Annotated in this window: 15 protein-coding genes; 6 read left to right on the forward strand and 9 right to left on the reverse strand. The window is 47.0% G+C overall.

Annotated elements, in window-relative coordinates; all coding sequences use genetic code 11:
• Window positions 1–80: 80 nt before the first annotated feature.
• The 6 genes from nfsA to pepN form a co-directional block, all read right to left on the reverse strand.
• Window positions 81–857, reverse strand: a complete 777-nt coding sequence (nfsA, locus tag ACAM39_RS06475) for an oxygen-insensitive NADPH nitroreductase (RefSeq protein ID WP_369627067.1) — start codon at window positions 855–857, stop codon at window positions 81–83.
• Between the two features lie 70 nt (window positions 858–927).
• Complete coding sequence (locus ACAM39_RS06480; protein ID WP_369627068.1) at window positions 928–1,791, reverse strand: HpcH/HpaI aldolase/citrate lyase family protein; 864 nt, start codon at window positions 1,789–1,791, stop codon at window positions 928–930.
• Window positions 1,792–1,914: 123 nt separating this feature from the next.
• Window positions 1,915–3,270: a solute carrier family 23 protein gene (locus ACAM39_RS06485; protein WP_369627069.1), complete on the reverse strand. Its 1,356-nt coding sequence runs from the start codon at window positions 3,268–3,270 to the stop codon at window positions 1,915–1,917.
• 39 nt (window positions 3,271–3,309) lie between these two features.
• Window positions 3,310–4,080 (reverse strand): nitroreductase family protein, encoded by a 771-nt coding sequence (locus ACAM39_RS06490; RefSeq protein WP_369627070.1) that lies wholly within the window; start codon window positions 4,078–4,080, stop codon window positions 3,310–3,312.
• 21 nt (window positions 4,081–4,101) lie between these two features.
• Window positions 4,102–5,352 (reverse strand): YbfB/YjiJ family MFS transporter, encoded by a 1,251-nt coding sequence (locus ACAM39_RS06495; RefSeq protein WP_369627071.1) that lies wholly within the window; start codon window positions 5,350–5,352, stop codon window positions 4,102–4,104.
• Between the two features lie 55 nt (window positions 5,353–5,407).
• The gene (pepN, locus tag ACAM39_RS06500) at window positions 5,408–8,122 is read right to left on the reverse strand and encodes an aminopeptidase N (protein WP_472828120.1); all 2,715 of its coding nucleotides are present in this window, start codon (window positions 8,120–8,122) and stop codon (window positions 5,408–5,410) included.
• A 201-nt stretch (window positions 8,123–8,323) separates the two neighbouring features.
• Here pepN and ACAM39_RS06505 point away from each other — a divergent pair, with 201 nt between their 5' ends.
• The gene (locus ACAM39_RS06505; protein WP_369627072.1) at window positions 8,324–8,791 is read left to right on the forward strand and encodes an MgtC/SapB family protein; all 468 of its coding nucleotides are present in this window, start codon (window positions 8,324–8,326) and stop codon (window positions 8,789–8,791) included.
• A gap of 93 nt (window positions 8,792–8,884) precedes the next feature.
• Here the strand turns inward: ACAM39_RS06505 and uvrB are convergent, their stop codons facing one another.
• Window positions 8,885–11,002: an excinuclease ABC subunit UvrB gene (gene uvrB / locus ACAM39_RS06510; protein ID WP_369627073.1), complete on the reverse strand. Its 2,118-nt coding sequence runs from the start codon at window positions 11,000–11,002 to the stop codon at window positions 8,885–8,887.
• A gap of 441 nt (window positions 11,003–11,443) precedes the next feature.
• On the opposite strand from uvrB, the gene metK reads away from it, so the two are divergent.
• Both metK and ACAM39_RS06520 read left to right on the forward strand, forming a co-directional pair.
• Window positions 11,444–12,610, forward strand: coding sequence for a methionine adenosyltransferase (metK, locus tag ACAM39_RS06515; protein WP_369627074.1), 1,167 nt, complete (start codon window positions 11,444–11,446; stop codon window positions 12,608–12,610).
• Window positions 12,611–12,714: 104 nt separating this feature from the next.
• The gene (locus ACAM39_RS06520) at window positions 12,715–13,026 is read left to right on the forward strand and encodes a DUF3144 domain-containing protein (RefSeq protein ID WP_065263831.1); all 312 of its coding nucleotides are present in this window, start codon (window positions 12,715–12,717) and stop codon (window positions 13,024–13,026) included.
• Window positions 13,027–13,134: 108 nt separating this feature from the next.
• Here the strand turns inward: ACAM39_RS06520 and ACAM39_RS06525 are convergent, their stop codons facing one another.
• Window positions 13,135–13,494, reverse strand: coding sequence for a hypothetical protein (locus tag ACAM39_RS06525; RefSeq protein ID WP_369627075.1), 360 nt, complete (start codon window positions 13,492–13,494; stop codon window positions 13,135–13,137).
• Window positions 13,495–13,867: 373 nt separating this feature from the next.
• Between ACAM39_RS06525 and prpB the strand changes: the two genes are divergently transcribed.
• From prpB to acnD, 3 genes are all read left to right on the forward strand, one after another.
• Window positions 13,868–14,761, forward strand: a complete 894-nt coding sequence (gene prpB / locus ACAM39_RS06530; RefSeq protein ID WP_050325521.1) for a methylisocitrate lyase — start codon at window positions 13,868–13,870, stop codon at window positions 14,759–14,761.
• A gap of 90 nt (window positions 14,762–14,851) precedes the next feature.
• Window positions 14,852–16,024, forward strand: a complete 1,173-nt coding sequence (prpC, locus tag ACAM39_RS06535; protein WP_369627076.1) for a bifunctional 2-methylcitrate synthase/citrate synthase — start codon at window positions 14,852–14,854, stop codon at window positions 16,022–16,024.
• Window positions 16,025–16,122: 98 nt separating this feature from the next.
• Window positions 16,123–18,732, forward strand: a complete 2,610-nt coding sequence (acnD, locus tag ACAM39_RS06540; RefSeq protein WP_369627077.1) for a Fe/S-dependent 2-methylisocitrate dehydratase AcnD — start codon at window positions 16,123–16,125, stop codon at window positions 18,730–18,732.
• Between the two features lie 192 nt (window positions 18,733–18,924).
• Here acnD and serS read toward each other — a convergent pair whose 3' ends face one another.
• Window positions 18,925–20,190, reverse strand: coding sequence for a serine--tRNA ligase (gene serS, locus ACAM39_RS06545; RefSeq protein ID WP_369627078.1), 1,266 nt, complete (start codon window positions 20,188–20,190; stop codon window positions 18,925–18,927).
• Window positions 20,191–20,229: the final 39 nt, after the last annotated feature.

A 20,229-nucleotide genomic window follows, 5' to 3' on the forward strand; every position in this document is an offset into this window, starting at 1 on the left:
AAGGACGCTTAGGCGTCCTTTTTTTACACGATTTTTTTAGATAAATTTTTTTTAGATAAATTCGTTGATTGAGCTTTGGGTTATTTTTTGGCATAGCCTTGTTGGTTAAGATAAGGCAGCACGTCGGGACGAACGGGTTTATCCAAATAACTTTCAATGGTTTGCACCCAATCTGCCCCTGCTTGACCCCGCGCCGCATAATAGTCTGCAACGGTTTGGTTATACTGGTATAATGCGGATTTGTCAGCGGGTTCATATTGGTTGGTTGACACCACCAATGCCTTTGGCAAACGTGGACGCATGGCAGGGTTTTGGTCAGGGTAACCCAATGCCATGCCAAATAGCGGCACCACGCCTTGTGGCAGCTTGAGTATGTCACCCATCCGTCTGATGTCATTGCGGATACTGCCCAAATACACACCACCTAATCCCATGCTCTCAGCCGCTAGTAGCAGATTTTGCGCCATAATAGCTGCATCAACCGCACCCACAATGGTGACTTCAGTCCAATCAATTTGCGCGTTGGGTACAAGGGTTTGGTGGCGGTGGTTGTCCATACAAAAAATTAGTAGCTCGGCACACTGCTCCACATAGGGATGACCGTATTTTTCCCCGTCTTTGGCGTGCTGGGCATCGGCACAAATACGGCGGATGTCATAGCGCTGCTTTGCATCTGTCACCCGAATGATGCTTGCTGACTGCAAAAACCCCGATGATGAGCCTGCCATCCCCGCTTCGATAAGCTGCTCAAACGTCGCTGCATCTATTGGCTGATTGGTGAATTTGCGAATCGAGCGATGATTGAGTATCGTCTCTAGGGTGGGTTTACTGTTACTATGCTCACTATGCGTTGTCATGATTTTCCTTGTTATAGTTTGCCTTGTTATGGTTTGTGTTGTTATAAGTTGGCTTAGGGTTTGATTAGCCTTAGGGTTGGTATTTTTCAATCAGCTTTTGCGCTTGCACAATCACCGGGGTGTCGACCATCTGTCCATCCAGGGCAAATGCCGCAAGCCCTGTCTGTGCATAATGGTCAGCCACTTTTTTGGCAAAGGCAAGCTGTGCTTGGCTCGGTCTAGCCAGTGCATTGACAATGGCGACTTGGTTTGGATGAATACATAGCATCCCTGAAAAACCCAAATCGCGCCACCCGTTAACCCGCTCAGTCAAGCCGTCATCGTCATTAAAAGGCGGGTATACGCATTCAATCGGTGGGGTGAGCGCATTGATGGCACTATGCAAGCTTAGCTGATAACGGATTTGGTTGGCAACCATCTGCCCTGCCTCGCTGTCTGCACGCACGCCCAATTTTTCACAGATATCCAAAAAGCCAAAACTGAGCGCAGTCAATCCTGCGGCAGCGGCGATGTCGGGAATATTTGCCATGCCTTTGGGTGTCTCAATCAGGGCAATCATGGGTTTGGCGAGCGCATGACGGACGCGGTCAATCTCTATGGCGTGCTCGACTTTGGGTAGCACTACCCCAATCACATTGTTCATTGCGGACGCTGGCAAAGATTTGAGCAACTCAATATCGCCCGCTTGGTGGTTGCTACTTGCGGCATTGATACGCACCCAAACAGGCTTAGCATCGGCGCCGCTTAAATAATTGACCACATTGTCACGCGACTGCATTTTGACACTATCACTGACCGCGTCTTCTAAGTCAATTATCACCGTATCTGCGCCACGGGCAAAGGCTTTTTCCACCCGCTCAATATTGATGGCGGGTACAAACAAATAACTGGTTGCGCTCAATCCCTTGGGTTTTACTACATTGTTTTCGCTCATGTGACATCCTTTTTCGTCAATTTTTGCTGACATATTTTTCTTTTTGGCAAATAACTTATGAAACAGCTTATCAAACAGCTTATCAAGCAACAACGCCCTACCCAAAGTAGCGCGTTTTTTAGCTTATTTTAAAACCGTCAATTTGGCTTTTTCACTGCGGCTAAACAGTAAATTTAACACGATGGCGACCACTGTCGCCGTACCGATACCACCCAAATTAAATTGTCCAATATGTAAGCTAAAATCGCCAGCCCCCATAATGACGGTCACCGCAGCAATGATTAAATTAGCATTTTTGCTAAAATCAATGTGATTATCCAGCCAAATTTTGACCCCTGCTACCGTGATAAGCCCAAACACCACAATGGAAGCACCGCCCAATAATGGCGCTGGGATGGTATGAATAATCGCGCCAAATTTTGGTGACAGCCCCAGTAGCACAGCAATCAAGCCTGCCACCACAAAAACCGTGGTCGAGTATACTTTGGTCACTGCCATCACGCCGATATTTTCCGCATAGGTTGTGACGCCCGTACCACCCATGCTCGATGACATCGCCGTACATAGACCATCGGCGAAAAAAGCCCGCCCCATATAGGGCGATACCGCTTGTCCTGTCATGGCTTCCACCGCTTTGATATGTCCTAAATTTTCGGCGATTAAAATAAAGGCGACTGGTGCAATCAAAATCATTGCGTTGATATCAAATGTCGGGTGATAAAAATTGGGTAATCCAACCCAAGCTGCTTGGGCAACTGGGGTAAAATCAATCGGCTTGCCATAGCCAAGCACATTGGTGAGCACAAAATATGCCATATACGCCAATACCAAACCAATCAGTAGCAACAAACGACGTAGCATACCGCGGCTAAACACAGCGACCGCGCTGATACTCAGCACCGTCATCAACGCAACCCAACTATCAAACTGGTTCCCCGACACGCCTTTGATAGTCACTGGCGCCAAATTTAGTCCGATAATCATCACAATCGCACCGGTTACCACAGGCGGCATGAGTTTCTCAATCCAGCCAACCCCTGTTTTCATTACCAATAATCCGACCATGGCATAAAAAATACCACAGACAAAAATACCACCGAGCGCCACGGATAAATTACCGTTAAAGCCTGAACCTGTATAAGCCGTTGCGGTAATCACTGGCGCGATAAAGGCAAAACTTGATCCTAAATAACTGGGTACTCGCCCACCGGTTAAAAAGAAAAACAGCACAGTACTGAGCCCTGCCATCAAAATCGCAAGGTTGGCATCAAATCCCATCAATAACGGTGCAAGCACCGTTGCCCCAAACATCGCAAACGCATGTTGCAGCCCAAGTAGCACACTTTTATCAGCCGGTAAATACTCGTGGATACGCACAGGATGATGATCTAAATGCCCATCATAAGGCTGCCATTTTGGGAACCAGCCGCTATCGTTACCGGTATTTTGATGGGTGGGTTGTCTTTGCGAATTTGCCATAATTTTGCTCTTATCTGTCAACTGCGCGAATTTTACACGTTATTTTTGTTTTGTCAAAAAACCCTGTGCTTTGAGCCAATCTTCTGCAGCAGCGACATACGGTTGACTATAGTAATCGGCAAATTTTTGACGGTATGGCTTACGCTCACGCGCTTCATTAAACGCCAAAATGGTTTGCTCGTAATCGGCGAGCATTTGTGGCAAGTTTTCAGTATTGTATTGGTTTTCAAAATACACCGCAGATTTTGGTAAACGCGGTTTTAGGCGCATTTCCACGCTAGGTTTACCGATACATAAGCCAAAAATTGGATAGGTATATTTGGGTAGCTTAAGCAGTTCGATTAAGTCATTGGCAATCATACGCAAACCGCCAATCGGACAGGTGGCATAACCCAAGCTCTCTGCCGCCACCGTGGCATTTTGCGCCGCCAATGCCGTATCGGTAGCCAGCGTAATCAATGTATCACTATCCTTAAACCCCTCAAAGCTGCCGTCATACGCTTGACTGCTCAAATAGGCGCGATAGCCATCCATCACAAATACCAAAAATACACTACATTGGGCTATCTGTGGGTTGCGCGGTTGCAAATCGACGATTTTTTGACGCAACGCTTTATCACTGATGTTGATAATGCTGTAGTGCTGTCCGTTTTGCCAACTTGGCGCTTGCTGGGCGCATTTGATGATGTCGTTTAATTGCGAATCTGGGACAGTGGCGCTACTGTCAAATTCTCGATACACCCGATGATTTTGTAAAAGTTCAATGGTTTGATTACTCACAGTTTGATTACTCTTAGCTTGGTTATTCATGATTGCCCCGTTAAAAGTGATTTAAACATGATTTAATGATTGTTGATGTTGATACGGTCGCCAAAGTAGCGCCACCCCAATAAGCAAAACGATGGCAGAAACGGGTAACAACGCAAGCCAAATATTGTTGCCTGTTGCAACTAGCGCGGTTAAGGGTCCGATAAGCTGCCCAAACGCAAAACTTGCGGTCATCAGCGCACTTAAATTGTATTTAGGGTAGTGGGTGACTTGGCTTGCCGCCACTTGCAGCCCCGCCATCGTCACCACCATAAAGGTGCCGCCCACCATCAGCGCTGACAACATCAAACCTGCCAACGACTGCCAAAGCGCAGGCAATAACGTACCGACCGCCATGATGATTTGCGACACTCGCCAAACGTCGAACAAAGAAACATTGTTATAACGGCGTTGTAATCCCTGTGACAACACCACCGACAAAGCCGCCGCCAACCCAAAAAACGGCCAAATCAGCAAATAACTTTGCCCCGATAACCATTGCTTGGCGATTTGTGGCAAAAAAGTCGCAGGTAAAATATAGCCAAACCCGAATAAACCATAGGCGGTTAATACATTCGCTAATTTTAGCTTGGCAGGTGGGGGTATGCTAGAAGAGGTATGGTTGGCTTTGGTATGGGTAGGGTTGGCTTTGGCAGCGGCTGTTGTGGCAAACTGCGAGTTGATTTTCGCCAGCAAAAAGGTGACAAGCAGGGTGGCGAGCAGCGCAATCACGCTTAGATACTGCCATAATCGACTCGATAATGGACTCAATGATGACTGAGCAGCGGCATTTACTGTCGCTGATTCAACAATAAAATAGCTACAAATCAATCCTGTGAGGGTGATACCGATCCCGACACCCGTATAAATCAAGCCGCCACTGGCTACCTGTCTTGATTTTAACCAATTGATTGCAAACGCACTGATAGATACCAGCACCCAAGCGCTTGCCACACCCGCCAAAAAACGTAACACCAGCAACCAGCCAAAGCTGCTTAGCGAAGCCAGCCAAGTGGTAAGCGTGACTAAGCTGAGACCTAACACGACAAAAAGCGGATGTCGGTTACTTTTAAGCAGTGACAGCGCCCCGACCAAATAGCCACTATAGTTGCTACTTGATAACCACGCCGTTTGCGCAAGATGGACCGTGCCTTCTTGTATCATCAAAGGCAAAATCGGTGTAAAGGCAAATCGCCCGATTCCCATCGCCACCGCAAGTGCGGTACTCGCTAGGATAAAGCAAAATATAATCTGTCGTCGGTCAGATTGTGACATTTTGCGTTACCCCTTGATTTTATTGACACAGCTTGTCAGCGTTTAAGCTTGCATTTTAAAGATTGTTGAGCATACTTTGCAAGGTTTCCTTCACATTTTTGGACGACATATTAGCTTGGCTTAATATCAAAGCTTCGTTAACCATTGACTTTTTGTCTGCTACCAAGGCATTCCAATTTGATAAACCTTGAATCAAACGTGACGCCAACAGTGGGTTACGTTTATCCAAATCTTGCATCATGCTCAAATACTGCTCAATACCCTGCTGTGTCCAAATTTTGGTAGGCTGCGCGAGCAAGCCGCCCAGTACCGCACGCACACGGTTTGGGGTATTGATATCAAAATCTTGATGGGAGGTTAACGCAAAAATATCGGCAACGCTCGCCTGGCTGTCATTGGCTTGGACACCAAACCATAAATCCATCACCAATGCATCATGATGAAAGCGTTGGTAAAAATCGGCCAGCCATTCGGCTTTTTGCGGCAGACCATGCGTCACCGCCGCATTTAACGCGCCTAAACGCTCAGTCATACAAGACGCTTGTTGGTATTGGGTAATCGCCCAATGTTTGGCATCATTCACGCCTGCCAATAACGCCATATCCAGCACCACATTTCGCCACGCCCGCACGCCCATGGCTTCGGCTGTATCTTCATACGCGGTAATCGGCAGTTTGGCATACGCACTTTGCCAAATGTCTTTAAGCTCTACCGCCACGGCTTTTTTGACCGCTTGATGACGGGCACGAACTTGGCTAGGGTCATAGTCGGTCTGAATCGCACTGCCCAGCTCTCGCTCGCTTGGCATATCTAGTAACCGCGCCGCTAGCATGGGATCGGTCTCTGATAGCGCTGGCAAACTGGCTTTTAATGCCGTGATATAGGCATCGGTATCGGCATTTTGCAATAAAATACGATTGACCAACAACTGTGCCGCTTGCCAACGGTTAAAGCCATTGGTCTCATACTGCATCAAAAACGCCAAATCATCATTGCTATACTCAAAATTGAGCTGAACAGGCGCGGAAAAATCACGAAGCAATGACACCACAGGGTCAAAATCCGCTGTGGTAAACAAACCGTCAAAGTTAAACGTTTGACTGTCATCGCGCAGTACCACCAAATCTTCTTGTACCAGTTGTCCATTGGCACGGTTAAAAATCGCCATTTTGATAGGAATTGGCAAAGCTTTTGGCGCAGGATAGCCTGCCACTTGGCGCGTGTGTTGGCTTAGCGTCAAAATAAGCTTGTCAGCTGTTTTTTCAAAATACCCTGATAACGTCGGTGTGCCTGGCTGTGTATACCAATCGATAAATTGGTTGATACTACTATCAGCGACACTTAATGCCGACAACAAGTCTTCTACTGTTACCGCTTGCCCGTCATAACGGCGAAAATATTCGTCCGTGCCTTGGCGGAATTTTTCTTTGCCAAGCGTATTGGCAATCATGCGCACGATTTCTGCGCCTTTCTCGTACACTGTGGCAGTGTAGAAATTATTAATCTCGACAAAATGGTCAGGGCGTGGCGGGTGCGCCAATGGGCTAGCGTCTTCAGGAAACTGCGCCGCTCGCAATGTTGCCACATCATCAATCCGCTGTACCGCAGGGGAATGCAGACTTTCGGAAAAAGACTGGTCACGAAATACGGTAAAGCCTTCTTTTAGGCACAGCTGAAACCAGTCACGGCAGGTGATACGGTTGCCCGTCCAGTTATGGAAGTATTCATGGGCAATCACCGCTTTGACATTAAAGTTACGGCGATCGGTGGTGGTCTCTGGGCTAGATAGGACGCAAGCGGTGTTAAAGATATTTAATCCCTTGTTTTCCATCGCGCCCATATTAAACTGGCTAACCGCCACAATCATATAGCGGTCAAGGTCATACGCCCGTCCGTAGTTGTCTTCATCCCATTTCATTGAGTCTTTTAACGCTTGCATGCCGACATGGCACTGCTCGATGTTCTCACGCTTGGCATATAATTCAAGCAGCACCTCACGCCCTTCACTGGTGACATACTGATCGGTCAATACGTCCAAATCTGCCATCACGCAAGCGAATAGATAACTCGGTTTTTTAGTAGGGTCTTGCCACACCGCAAAATGACGGTCGCCCGCAAGCTCGCCTTGGTCGATTAAGTTACCATTGGCAAGCAGCGTTGGGTAAGTTTTATCGGCTTCAATACGGGTGGTAAAGGTAGCAAGCACATCGGGACGGTCCGGATAAAAGGTAATTTTACGAAACCCTTCTGGCTCGCATTGGGTACAGAACATTTTGTCCGCCTCTTCCCCTGCTTGGTATAAGCCTTCAAGACTGGTATTGGTTTGCGGCACGATGGTGACAACGGTGGTAATCTGACAAGTGTCTGGCGCGTTAACAATCGTTAGGCTTTCTTGGTCTAGTTGGTAGTCGCTTTCGCTTAAAATTTTGCCGTTTAAGCTAATTGATTCAAGTTGTAATTCTCGTCCAAAGAGCACCAAATCGCCTGCCGTGTTTCTTGTCATGTCAAGATTGGCGGTGACGGTTGCATGCTTTTTATCAGCGCCGTCAAACAACTCAATTTTTAAGTCAATGTGATTGACACTAAAGACCGGCGGCGTGTAGTCTTTTAGGTAGATTTTTTGCGGCTGGTTAGTATTTAATTGGTTACTATTTAATTGGTGATTATTTAAACTGGGGTCTGGCGTGGGTATATTAACAGGTACATCGGGCATTTCGGTATTTAATAGCTGGGGATTTTCGGTTTGGTTGGTTTCGGTGACGTTGGTCATGGTGAACTCTTTTTTTTACTCATAATGTATCAATGTGCGGTTATTATGCCATAGTTCAACAGCGGATTTTAAAATCTGTGCTAACTTGCTAAAATTGCAGTCTATTTAGCACAAGTGGATAGATTCTGATAACCTTTGCGCAACGAACCTGTCTGCTAATTGTGCTAATGTTTTGTTACGATCGTTAAATTTGGTGGTGTCATGATAGGGATGTTAGAGAGTTTATTTGATTTTGATTGGGACGTCATGTTGGCGTATACCGTTCAAATGGTGCTTGCGTTTGGGTTGGTATTGCCGGTTGGGTTTAACCGTGAGAGCAGCCGACAAAGTATCGGGCTACGCACTTTTCCTTTGGTGAGTTTGGCAAGTTGCTGTTTTACCTTGTTGGGTTTTGAATTAAATGGCGATGATGATAGTCTAATGGGGGAAGTGCTAGGCGGAATTATCACTGGCATTGGTTTTGTGGGAGGCGGCGCGATTTTACAAAAAGATGACCGTATTGAAGGCACCTCAACGGCGGCAGCGATTTGGGCGGCAGGTTGTGTGGGCGTGGCAGTGGCGATGGGACGGCTAGAGATTGCGGTGTTGATTAGTGTGTTTATGGTAGGGATTTTTTATTTTGTTAGTCCGTTAAAACAAAAACTTAGCAAGGATAATGATGATGTTTAATGTAAAAAGTTGGATGACAGCTTAAACTTGCCCCAAGAAAAGCTGTAACTATTCTTGGGGTAAAACCGCTAATGCAACACCCATCGTCCACCATTATTGCAGCACAAACTCCCGTAAACTTACTACTTTATCGCGCACTTTTGCCGCTTCCTCAAACTTTAAATCACGCGACAAGGCTTTCATCTCTTTTTCTAACCGTGCAATCTCTTTGGCAAGCAAATCAGGCGAACGCAAAATCGAAATGTCCACATCGGGGAACGCATGGGTCACTGCAATCGCTTGGTTATCATTCGGGGCTTCTGCCTCGCCTGTGTCGATTTTGTCGGTAATCTGACGACGAGCGGATGTCGGCGTGATACCATGTTCTTCGTTATATGCCATCTGTTTGGCACGGCGACGCTCAGTTTCTTCAATCGCCTTTTGCATACTTGGGGTAATGCTGTCGGCGTACAAAATCGCCTTACCATTGACATGGCGCGCGGCACGACCGATGGTCTGAATGAGCGAACGCTCCGAGCGTAAAAAGCCTTCTTTGTCCGCATCAAAAATCGCCACCAGACTCACCTCAGGCATATCCAAACCCTCACGCAACAGGTTGATACCGACCAGCACATCATGCACGCCTGTACGCAGTTCGTGGATGATTTTCATCCGCTCCACCGTATCGATATCCGAGTGCAAATAAGCGACTTTGATATTGTATTCTTTTAGATAACTGGTCAAATCTTCTGCCATGCGTTTGGTGAGCGTGGTAATCAGCACTCGCTCATCTTTGGCTTTACGAATATTGATTTCTGATAGCACATCATCAACTTGGGTCAAGACAGGGCGAATCTCTAGTATCGGATCGACCAGACCTGTTGGACGTACCACTTGTTCTACGACCTGGTCGCTATGCTCAAGCTCGTATTGGGCAGGGGTCGCCGACACAAAAATGGTCGCAGGGGTAATACGCTCCCATTCTTCAAACATCAGCGGGCGGTTATCCATCGCAGACGGTAGGCGAAAGCCATAATTGACCAAAGTTTCTTTACGACTTCTATCGCCTTTGTACATCGCGCCGACTTGTGGCACGGTTACATGGCTTTCATCAATAAATAGCAAGGCATCGGGCGGAATATAGTCAAACAAGGTCGGCGGCGCTTCACCCGCAGGGCGTCCCGATAAATGGCGCGAATAGTTCTCAATGCCGTTACAGTAGCCAAGCTGTTGAATCATTTCCAAATCATAAGTGGTGCGTTCTTTGATACGCTGGGCTTCAATCAGTTTGTCATGCGCTCGAAAATACTCAAGGCGTTGTTCAAGCTCGGCTTTGATAGTGCCACTGGCTCTTTCTAACTTGTCTCGTGGGGTGACGTAGTGTGATTTTGGATAGATGGTAATGCGTGGCACACTGCGCACGTTCTTGCCTGTCAACGGGTCAAACCAAGTGATTTTTTCCACTTCATCATCAAACATACTGATACGCACCGCAAGCTGTTCAGACTCAGCGGGGTAAATATCAAGCACTTCGCCACGCAAGCGGTAAGTACCTCGCCCAAAGTCAAGCTCGTTACGCGTATATTGCAGCTCCACCAAGCGTTTGAGCATGGCAGTGCGGTCGATTTTGTCACCCACCACGATATGGAGGAGCATTTTTAGGTAGCTTTCTGGGTCACCCAAACCATAGATACAAGACACTGATGCAATGATAATGGCATCACGACGTTCGAGTAGCGCACGCGTGGCGGACAGTCGCATTTGGTCGATATGGTCGTTAATGGCGCTGTCTTTTTCGATAAAAGTATCGCTGGCAGGTACATATGCTTCAGGCTGATAATAGTCATAATAACTGACAAAATACTCCACAGCATTGTGGGGAAAGAATGCCTTAAACTCGCCATATAGCTGGGCGGCAAGGGTTTTGTTGTGTGCCATGATAATGGTGGGACGCTGGCATTGGGAAATCACTTTTGCCATGGTGTAGGTTTTACCTGAGCCTGTCACCCCTAAGAGCAGCTGACCGTGCATGCCGCGCTCAATGCCATCAACCAATTTGGCAATCGCTTGCGGTTGGTCGCCTGAGGGTTCAAATTCGGTCACCATTTCAAAGGGTTTACTTGAGATTTGGGTGCCACTGGCATTGACACCTGTGATTTGGGCATCATCTTGGATTTGGCGGGCAAGTTGGCTAAGTTCACGTTCGGAGCGGGAAGATTGAGGTGGTCGCATTTTATTGTCTTTATCGTAGTCACAGATGGCTAAATAATGGGGTTAATGGGTGAGAAGTTAAAGCAAAATAACCCGAAATATTATATCAGTGACTGGTTGTATCGAAAAAGACCACCCATTAACAAACCAGCCATCATCAAACTTGTTTAAATTACCCCATTAGCCTATTCCAGTTAGGCATTTAAAAGCATTAGGTTAATTTGGCAAAATCCCTTATAATATCCCCTGACTTTTTCCACTGTAGCGGCAATGACTTGTATGAGTCATTTTGCTATTAGTCATATTAATCATTTTTTCGTTAATCATTTTGCAAACTTGCTCGTGCTGTATTGCAGTCCGTGACTTTCTATTTTTGCTTTGTTCTCGTTTTAAAATGTAAAATAGAGATAGGTTTGCAAAGCGATTAATTTTCTATCACCCTTGATGTAATGAGAAAATTAAATGCGTGAATATCAACTATTTACCTCTGAATCCGTCAGTGAAGGTCACCCAGACAAACTCGCTGACCAAATCTCTGATGCTATCCTTGACGCCATCCTTGAGCAAGACATCCATGCGCGTGTGGCGTGCGAAACCTTGACCAAAACAGGCGGCGTGGTGCTGGCGGGTGAAATCTCCACCACCGCCAATGTTGATTTTGAAAAAATCGTGCGTGATACCGTCCTGCGCGTTGGTTACAACAGCTCAGAATTGGGCTTTGATGGCGCCACCTGTGCGGTTATCAATATGCTTGGCAAACAATCTCCCGAAATCGCCCAAGGCGTTGACCGCTCGCGCCCTGAAGAGCAAGGTGCCGGTGACCAAGGCTTGATGTTTGGTTATGCCACTCATGAGACAGATGTGTTGATGCCTGCCCCCATTCAGTTTTCCCATCGTTTGATGGAAAAGCAAGCGCAATTACGTAAAGACGGCACATTGGCTTGGCTGCGTCCCGATGCCAAAGCACAAGTCACGGTACGCTATGATGGCGACAAACCTGCGTTTATTGATGCGCTGGTACTATCAACCCAACACGATCCAAGTATCTCGCAAAAAGACTTGCATGAAGCGGTCATGGAAGAAATCATCAAGCCTGTCATTCCAGAAGCAATGCTGCACAAAGACACGAAGTATCATATCAACCCAACCGGGTTATTTGTGATTGGTGGTCCTGTGGGGGATGCGGGTTTGACGGGTCGTAAAATCATCGTAGACACGTATGGCGGCATGGCGCGTCACGGCGGCGGTGCGTTCTCAGGTAAAGATCCATCAAAAGTTGACCGCAGTGCAGCCTATGCAGGGCGTTATGTTGCCAAAAATATCGTAGCGGCAGGACTGGCGGAGCGCTGTGAAATTCAAGTAAGTTATGCCATTGGGGTGGCAGAGCCAACCTCTATTTCTGTCAACACTTTTGGCACTGGCAAAATCAGCGATGACAAGATTGTCGATTTTATCCGCCAGCATTTTGATTTACGTCCGTATGGTATCACGCGTATGCTTAACCTACTCCAGCCCATGTATGAGCAAACAGCGAGCTATGGTCACTTTGGTCGCCAAGGCACTGAAACCGCTTTTACTTGGGAGCGTACCGACCGCGCGGCACTACTTAGAGCAGACGCGGGTTTATAATTTTATTGACGAAATACAAGATTTGTAGGGTGCGTTTTACGCACCTTTTTAACGTTTAATTGATTTAACGTTTAATTGATGGTAGAAAATTGTAGAGAAAAGTTATGAGCGAAAACACTAACCAAATCACAGAAGAAATGAACGCGTTTTATGAGCGCGCTGATGAGTTTATCCAGCTTGCCAATACCCTTCGCACCGATGATATACACGCAGGTAAAATCAATGCCTCCATGCTGTATGCGGTGGCGCGTTTTAGCGCATGGACAGCGGCAACGGGCTTTGTCAAAGGCGCTGATTATGCCAAAGAAAAGCAAGATATTATTGAACATTTCACCAAGAATTTTGAGCGTATGCTGTCGGATAATATTGATGATTATGCCGAAAACTTCCAAAAATATATGCAAATTGGCAATTGATTGCAGTCCAACAACACGAGCATTTCATTAAAAAAGCGTATTGAATCGTCATACGCTTTTTTTATTGCCGCGCTTATCATCTAAACCCGCAATTATTTGAACAATTAATTATTTAAACAATCGATAAAACAACCAACCTATTATCAGGATGACCAAGATAATCACACTCACGCGTTTCACCCATCTTGGCAATAACGGTAGGGTGATATTTTCCTGTTTAAGATGATTATCTAATCCTTGTGTCAATGTGCTAAAGCCTTGCTCTTTAGTCTCTACTGATGGCGCAGGACGGGCTGTAGACGGCGTTTGGGTATTTGCCGATAACGCTTGGCTTTCATACGCATCAATTTGTTGTTTTGCCTCGTCTAAGCTAATCCCCTGCTCTTGTGCGTGGGTTTTGATGGCGATGACGTAGTTTTTTTTATCGACCAGTTGTTTGATATGACTTGGTAGCGTTGATTGTGCCATAAGTAATTCCTCAAATTTTAATCCGTATATCATGCCTAGTTTGCTAAACTTATTTTAGAAGAATGTAGCAACGAGCGCCTGTTTATTGTAAATAAATGTAAATAAATGATTCATACTTTGGGTAAAATATTCACCTTTTTAAAGTTAGAGTGACTTGTTATGTAAAAATAGAAGTTTACTATTCATTTTTTGCATACTTTTACTTTTACTTAACTTAATTTTTAAAAATGGCGTACTGACAGCCAGTTTTTTTGTGCGTATACTTATGGATATACTAAGGCAAAGCAGCAAATAACCTGCCCTAAACCTAAAGCAGGGCTGATTAACACTAACTTTGCTATTTTCCCCTTCAATCATGTAAAAAGGAAGCAACATGGCACCTATCTCTGCAGGTCGTAAATTCCGTGACGCCATCGAGTCTGAAAAAGCCGAAGGTCGTCCCCTTCAAATCGTTGGCACTATCAATGCCTATACTGCCATGATGGCAAGCCAAGTCGGTCATAAAGCGATTTATCTCTCAGGTGGCGGTGTTGCTAACGCCTCATTCGGTTTGCCTGACCTCGGTATGACGAGCCTTAACGATGTATTGACCGATGCTACCCGTATCACCAATGCGGTTGACACGCCATTATTGGTTGACATCGACACGGGTTGGGGCGGCGCATTTAACATTGCCCAAACCATCAAACAAATGGAAAAAGCAGGCGTTGCCGCGGTCCATATTGAAGACCAAGTGGCGCAAAAACGCTGTGGTCATCGCCCTAACAAAGAAATCGTCTCAACCGCTGAAATGGTTGACCGTCTAAAAGCTGCACTGGATGCCAAAGTTGACCCAGATTTTGTGGTGATGGCACGAACCGATGCGCTGTCAGTGGAAGGTTTGGATGCTGCGGTTGAACGTGCGGTGGCGTTTCAAGAAGCAGGCGCGGACATGATTTTTGCTGAAGCATTGACCGATATCGCCATGTACCGCAAATTTACCGACGTGTTAGACATTCCCGTGCTTGCCAACATGACTGAGTTTGGGCAAACCGACCTTTACAGCACCAAAGAGCTGTTTGACGTGGGCGTTGACATGGTACTTTACCCATTATCTGCGTTTCGTGCCATGAATAAAGCCGCCCTCAATGTCTACCAAGCGTTAAAAGATGAAGGCGTACAAACCTCCGTGGTCGACACCATGCAAACCCGTATGGAATTGTATGATTTCTTAAATTACCACTCATACGAGCAAAAATTGGACGCATTATTTAAATCAAAAAAATAATTGGCGAACTATGCCAAATATTTAAGGCTCAACACTTAATGCCAAACATTTAAGGCTAAACACTTAATAAAGCGAAAAAGGAGTTTTACCATGTCAAAAGACACCCCAGTGACAGACGCGACCGACAACAAACCAAAACCCAAAAAAAGCGTTGCCCTATCAGGGGTACCCGCCGGTAACACTGCCCTATGTACCGTAGGTCGTACAGGCAATGACTTAAGCTATCGTGGCTATGACATTTTGGATTTGGCAAAAGACAGCGAGTTTGAAGAAGTAGCGCACCTACTGATTCATGGTCATTTGCCAAACCGTCATGAGCTAGCGGCGTACAAGAAAAAACTCAAAACCCTGCGTAACTTGCCCGTCAATGTACTTGCGGTGTTAGAAGCCTTGCCTGCTCACGCCCACCCGATGGATGTGATGCGTACTGGCGTATCGGCACTGGGCTGCACCTTGCCTGAGCGTGAAAGCCAGCCTGTGGCAGAAGCCCGTGATATCGCCGACAAGCTTATCGCCTCATTAGGCTCAATGCTGTTGTACTGGTATCACTATAGCCACAATGGCAAAGTCATCAGCCTTGAGAGCAACCAAGACAGCATTGGCGGTCACTTCCTTGAGCTTCTACAGGGTGAAGCCCCTAGTGACAGCCATATCAAAGCCATGCACATCTCGCTTATTTTGTACGCTGAGCATGAGTTCAATGCGTCAACCTTTACCAGCCGTGTGATTACAGGGACTGGTTCAGATATGTACTCCGCCATCTCAGGCGCAATCGGTGCGTTAAAAGGTCCAAAACATGGCGGTGCCAATGAAGTGGCGTATGATATCCAAAAACGCTACCGCAATGCCGACGATGCAGAAAAAGACATCCTTGAGCGTCTTGAGAAAAAAGAAGTTATCATTGGCTTTGGTCACCCTGTGTACACCGTGAGCGACCCACGCAACGTGGTCATCAAAGAAGTGGCACGTAATTTATCCAAAGAAACGGGCGACATGACCCTATTTGATGTGGCAGAACGCCTAGAAACCGTGATGTGGGACAACAAAAAAATGTTCCCAAATCTCGACTGGTTCTCAGCGGTCAGCTACCACAAAATGGGCGTGCCCACTGCCATGTTTACCCCATTATTTGTAATTGCGCGTACCGCAGGTTGGTCAGCGCACGTGCTTGAGCAACGTGCCGATGGCAAAATCATCCGTCCTTCTGCCAACTACACAGGCCCTGATGACCAAAAATTTGTACCGCTCGATGAGCGTCAATAATTAGCGTTTTAATCGTATAAAAAGCCTTTCAGGTCAGCCTACTCATTGATTTGAAAGGCTTTTTTTCTAATGGATTATTAATTTTAAGGTTAAGCCAAATGACAAGCCAATACCGCAAACCCTTACCCAATTCTGATTTGGAATACTACGACACCCGCCAAGCGGTGAATGACATCACCCCAAACGCGTATGACAAACTCCCCTACACCTCGCGTATTTTAGCCGAGCAACTGGTGCGTAAAGTCAGCGACCAAAACGAACTGACCGCTGCGCTCAAACAGCTCATCAACCGTGAGCGTACGTTAGACTTTCCTTGGTACCCTGCGCGTGTGGTGTGTCATGACATCTTGGGTCAAACGGCCCTTGTGGACTTGGCAGGTTTGCGTGATGCTATCGCTGAGCAAGGCGGTGACCCAAGCAAGGTCAACCCTGTGGTACAAACTCAGCTGATTGTTGACCACTCGCTCGCTGTGGAATGTGGTGGTTATGACCCAGATGCGTTTGAAAAAAACCGCGCCATCGAAGACCGCCGCAACGAAGACCGTTTTCACTTTATCAACTGGACAAAGACTGCCTTTGAAAACGTGGATGTGATTCCAGCAGGCAACGGCATCATGCACCAAATCAACCTTGAGAAAATGTCACCTGTTATCCAAGTCCAAAACGGCATCGCCTACCCAGATACTTGCGTGGGCACAGACAGCCACACCCCACACGTGGATGCGCTGGGGGTGATTTCGGTGGGTGTCGGTGGACTGGAAGCAGAAACCGTGATGCTCGGTCACCCATCGATGATGCGCCTGCCTGATATCGTGGGTGTACATCTCAAAGGCAAACGCCAAGCAGGCATCACCGCCACCGATATTGTGTTGGCATTGACTGAGTTTTTGCGTAAAGAGCGCGTGGTCGGTGCCTATGTGGAATTTTTCGGTGAAGGCGCAGATAGCCTATCCATCGGTGACCGTGCCACCATCGCCAACATGACCCCAGAATATGGCGCAACCGCAGGGTTATTTTATATTGATGGGCAAACCATCGACTATTTACGCCTCACAGGTCGTGAAGACAAACAAGTCGAACTGGTAGAAAACTATGCCAAAACCGCCGGGCTGTGGTCATCTGACCTTGTCAATGCCGACTATGAGCGTGTACTTGAGTTTGATTTGTCACTCGTCACCCGTAACATGGCAGGTCCTTCAAATCCCCACGCGCGCGTATCGACTTCCGAGCTCTCTGCCAAAGGCATTGCCCATGCCGAAGGTGAAGCGGTGCCTGAATCAGAGAATGGCTTAATGCCTGATGGTGCGGTGATTATCGCGGCTATTACCTCGTGTACCAACACCTCAAACCCTCGTAACGTGGTAGCAGCCGCATTACTTGCCAAAAAAGCCAACGAACTTGGTTTGACCCGTAAACCTTGGGTGAAATCATCCTTCGCCCCGGGCTCAAAAGTCGCTGAACTGTACTTGCAAGATGCTAACCTATTGCCAGAACTAGAAAAACTGGGCTTTGGTATTGTGGCATTTGCCTGTACCACTTGTAACGGTATGTCGGGTGCGTTAGATCCAGCGATTCAGCAAGAAATCATCGACCGTGACCTGTATGCCACTGCAGTGTTGTCAGGCAACCGCAACTTTGATGGACGTATCCACCCGTATGCCAAACAAGCCTTCTTAGCAAGCCCGCCGCTGGTGGTGGCGTATGCGATTGCAGGGACGATTCGTTTTGACATCGAAAAAGACGTGCTTGGCACGACTGCCGATGGTAAAGAAATCCGCCTGATTGACATTTGGCCATCGGATGAAGAGATTGACGCGATCGTGGCAAAACACGTCAAACCTGAACAATTCCGTCAAATCTATATCCCGATGTTCAACCTTGACCGCAGCGAAAAAGCTGACAGCCCACTTTACAACTGGCGACCCATGTCAACCTATATCCGCCGTCCACCCTACTGGGAGGGCGCGCTAGCGGGCGAACGCACCCTCAAAGGTATGCGTCCACTCGCCATCTTGCCTGACAATATCACCACTGACCACTTGTCGCCGTCCAATGCGATTTTGGCAAGCTCAGCGGCAGGCGAATACTTAGCAAAAATGGGCTTACCCGAAGAAGACTTTAACAGCTATGCCACCCACCGTGGCGACCATTTAACCGCGCAACGTGCGACCTTTGCCAATCCAAAACTGTTTAATGAAATGGTGAAAAATGACGATGGCAGTACCAAGCAAGGTTCACTGGCTCGTGTTGAGCCTGAAGGTCAAGTGATGCGGATGTGGGAAGCGATTGAGACCTACATGAACCGTAAGCAACCACTCATCATCATCGCCGGGGCGGACTATGGTCAAGGCTCTAGCCGTGATTGGGCTGCCAAAGGTGTGCGTCTGGCTGGGGTGGAAGCGATTGTGGCGGAAGGTTTTGAGCGGATTCACCGTACCAATCTTATCGGTATGGGTGTGCTGCCGCTTGAATTTAAAGCTGGGACGACGCGTATCACGCTAGGGCTAGATGGGACTGAGACGTATGATGTGAGTGGTGACATCTCGCCACGTTGTGATTTGACGCTGGTGATTAATAAAGAAGGCTCGCAGCCGCTTGAAGTGCCTGTGACCTGCCGTCTTGATACGCAGGCGGAAGTGGATACTTACAATGCTGGGGGTGTGCTGCAGAAATTCGCGCAAGATTTCTTAAAAGGTGAAGTGGCTTAAGTTTTAATTAAAAGTCAAGCCTAAAACATTGTTCTAAATTTAAAAGCCGAGTATGATAAATGCTCGGCTTTTAGTTTAAATGCTTATCTCTCAAAGCTTATCTCTCAAACTAGAAAAATTTGGATATTTCGTGTATTTTAGCCAAATCAAAAAACAGCCAGTCAATCAACTGGCTGTTTTTCAATTTTACCACTAACCAATCACATCAACGCCCATATACGGACGTAACACTTCAGGCACCGTGATAGTACCATCCGCATTTTGATAATTTTCCATGATAGCAAGCAAGGTACGACCCACCGCAAGACCTGAGCCATTTAACGTATGCACCAGCTCAGTTTTTTTGCCATCTTTGACACGGGCTTGCATACGGCGCGCTTGGAAGTCGCCACAGTTTGAGCAGCTAGAGATTTCACGGTAGGTAGTCTGAGACGGTAGCCACACCTCGATATCATAGGTTTTCACCGCGCCAAAGCCCATATCACCGCCACACAGTACAATCACTCGATACGGCAAGCCAAGCTGCTGCAAGATATATTCCGCTTGTCCTGTCATGTCCTCTAAGGCTTGCATTGAAGTCTCAGGATGGACGATTTGCACCATTTCGACCTTTTCAAACTGGTGCTGACGAATCAAGCCGCGAGTATCTCGCCCTGCACTACCCGCTTCACTACGAAAACAGGGGGTATGGGCAGTCATTTTGATGGGTAGAGCTTCGGGGTCTAGGATTTTGTCACGCACGCTGTTGGTAAGCGGTACCTCTGACGTAGGAATTAAGTAATACTCTTTTTCACCGCGCAATTTGAACAAATCTTCTTCAAACTTTGGTAGCTGCCCTGTACCAAGTAGGCTGTCGGCATTCACCATATACGGTACATACATTTCCGTATAGCCGTATTTGTCGGTATGGGTAGTAAGCATAAAGGCAATCAAGGCGCGGTTGAGTTTGGCGAGTTGACCTTTTAGCACGCTAAACCGTGAGCCAGTCAGTTTTGCCGCCATTTCAAAATCAAGTAGCCCCAAATCTTCGCCCAAGTCGCTATGGTCTTTGACGTCAAAATCAAATTGGCGCGGCTCACCCCATCGACGCATTTCGACATTGTCGTTTTCATCTTTACCTGCGGGCACGCTGTCATCAGGCAAGTTTGGGATGGTTAAAGCTGCTGCTAGAATTTTATCTTGCAAGGCTTTGAGCGCGTCTTCCGCTTGTTTCATGTCGCTACTGATGGTTGCCATTTCTGCCATCAAGGCGTCAGTATTTTCGCCATTACGTTTCATCAAACCGACTTGTTTGGCGCCCGCATTTTTTTTGGCTTGTAGTTCTTCGGTTTTGACTTGAATGGATTTGCGCTGTTCTTCGACCTGCTGCCAAAATGCTTTATCAAGCTCATAGCCGCGTTTGGCAAGTTTTTCGGCGACCGTGTCTAGTTCTGTACGCAGTAATTTTGGGTCGATCATGGCGATAAGTTCCTTAAATTGTTCAAACTTGAGTTAAAG

It is taken from the genome of Moraxella sp. K02 (assembly GCF_041154755.1).
In the GTDB taxonomy this organism is placed as follows: Bacteria; Pseudomonadota; Gammaproteobacteria; order Pseudomonadales; family Moraxellaceae; genus Faucicola.